This is a genomic window from Clostridium sp. DFI.1.208, assembly GCF_024463855.1.
GTDB lineage: Bacteria > Bacillota_I > Bacilli_A > Erysipelotrichales > Erysipelotrichaceae > Clostridium_AQ.
Genome location: NZ_JANGCA010000129.1, coordinates 1 through 2,049 on the forward strand (window position 1 = coordinate 1; position 2,049 = coordinate 2,049).

Consider the following 2,049-nt stretch of genomic DNA (forward strand, 5'->3'; position numbering starts at 1 on the left):
TTCTTATATTTTCGCTATCAAGCGTGGTTAAAATCGTGGTAAATACTTCTTATGCGATTAGACGCTGAACCTCTGATTTTGCGGTATCTATGGACGCATGAGCATACCAGTTCATTGTGATACTGATGTTTGAATGTCCCATGATATACTGTAAATCTTTCGGGTTCATGTTCTTGCTTGCCAGTCTTGTGCAGAACGTATGGCGTAGCGTATGTGGTGTGATATGTGGCAAGGGGTTATCCTTGTGGTGTTTGTTATATTTCTTTACCATACGGACAAATAAGGCGTTGTAATCAATCGCAACTTTAGGATTGCCTTTCGGATTGACGAACAGAAAATCTTTGTATCCGTCTATCTCTATCAGTTTCCCTTTTGTGCGTTTCCTTATGACCCGTTGAAATGCCTGTATCGTTTCTCTGCTTAATGGCACTTGCCTTGTTCCACTCTTTGTCTTAGGCGTTTCAATATAATAGCCCTGTTCCTTGCTCTTTAATAACTGGTGGTCGATAACCACAACCTCATTCTTGAAATCAATATCGGCTACTGTCAGTCCGCACAGTTCCGAGATACGAAGTCCTGTCTTTAACAGTATCAGCACATCATCATAATACTTGTGATACACGTTATCCGTCTTGATGAATGACAGTAAGGCTTGTTCCTGTTCCTCTGTCAATACTACTTTCTCTTTGGTATCATTTTCTATGATTTCACTTAACTTGAAATTAAAAGGGTTTTTCCTTACACAATCGTCTTGTATGGCGATATAGAATGACGCTTTTAACGAGCGTTTATGGTTGTTAATAGTGTTATAGGAAAAGCCTTTGTCTTTCATGCGTAACGCCCATTCTTTAGCGTCAGAGGGTTTTATCGTATCAATGCTCCTAGCACCTAACTTGTCCTCTTTCAATAACCGCATGAGTTGTTTCCGTTGTTTCTGTGTGCTTTTCTTCACATTTGCCCTCTGTGCGTTCTGTTTGGCGTAGAGTTGGCAAAGCGTCATTTTCTTGCCTGTGCTGTCGATACCGTCCTCAATATCCCGTCTTATCTGCTGTTCCAGTTCACGAAGTGAGGGTTTTTCCCGTTTTCCCTTTGGTGTCGGGTCTGTGGGTGTCAATCTCCAAGCATACACATATTTTGTGTTTCCAAATGCGTCTACATATTTATATAAGTATTTTCCGTCTGTTCGTTGGCTCTCTCCAGTATGCAGGATACGTTCTTTACTATCACGTCTTTTTTCTTTCATGGTGTCTGCTCCTTTCCTTGTTGGAAAGAGCCTTGATATGACTTGTATTCATCATAACACATACAAGGCTCATTTGCATTAGATTGCGTCCAATTTATCAATGACCTTTTCAAACTGTCGGCGTTTAATCTGTATGCGGTTGCCATTCATAATGAGCCAGCCAGCGTCCTTGTTTTCCTCTGCCAAGCGTCTTAACTTGTTTTCTCCGATACGGAAATACTTTGACGCTTCTTCAATGGTAAGGGTGTATTTTTCCCATACGGGAATATCGTTGTTATTCATCAGATACCCCCTTTCCCATGTTTCGTGTCATACTGGATATAGGGGATAAGGTCGGTGCGGTCTATCCTCTGTAAGTGGGCGGTTAATTTACTGGAAAGGGAACTGCTGTATCTTGCCCTGTCAAGCATAGTTCCCACTTTTTCCAGTCCACCTAATGCATCATGTTCTTCTAAGAAATAAAAACTTTTGACAGCAGAAATCACGCCACCCTCTGTGAGCCATTGCTGTGTTTCCTCAAGGGAATTATGTAGTTTCGGTACTTGCAGTTTCAAGACTTCCACAGCCCCTAAAAATCGTTCCCAAAACCGACACGTTTTCCATCTGCTCTTATTACTTTCATTTCTGTTTTGCACGACAAAGCGTAGGTTGTTTGCTAATAGCCCGAAAGCCAGTTCCCCAAGTTCCAGCGGTCTGTCTTTGAATGTCATGGCAAAAACATGAGCCTTATCATCACGCAGTTGCATTTCTGTCCGTTTCCAACTGCCGACTTCATCAAGTGTCTTATTATGTTTTGAACAGACTTC

The 2,049-nt window shown here is 41.7% G+C and carries 3 protein-coding genes; all 3 read right to left on the bottom strand.

Annotated elements, in window-relative coordinates; translation table 11 throughout:
• Positions 1-49 precede the first annotated feature (49 nt).
• Entirely contained in the window at positions 50-1,243 is a 1,194-nt protein-coding gene (locus tag NE665_RS23540) for a site-specific integrase (RefSeq protein WP_017143792.1), read from the bottom strand.
• A gap of 78 nt (positions 1,244-1,321) precedes the next feature.
• Positions 1,322-1,525, bottom strand: a complete 204-nt coding sequence (locus NE665_RS23545; protein WP_002610247.1) for an excisionase — start codon at positions 1,523-1,525, stop codon at positions 1,322-1,324.
• Positions 1,525-2,049: replication initiation factor domain-containing protein (locus NE665_RS23550; RefSeq protein ID WP_256302675.1), on the bottom strand; the 525-nt coding region annotated here is incomplete at its 5' end. The genes NE665_RS23545 and NE665_RS23550, both read right to left, overlap by 1 nt.

Excerpts from the sequence above, each read along its gene's own strand:
- NE665_RS23545 (WP_002610247.1), bottom strand. The coding sequence starts at position 1,525 with ATGAATAACAACGATATTCCCGTATGGGAAAAATACACCCTTACCATT.
- NE665_RS23540 (WP_017143792.1), bottom strand. The coding sequence starts at position 1,243 with ATGAAAGAAAAAAGACGTGATAGTAAAGAACGTATCCTGCATACTGGA.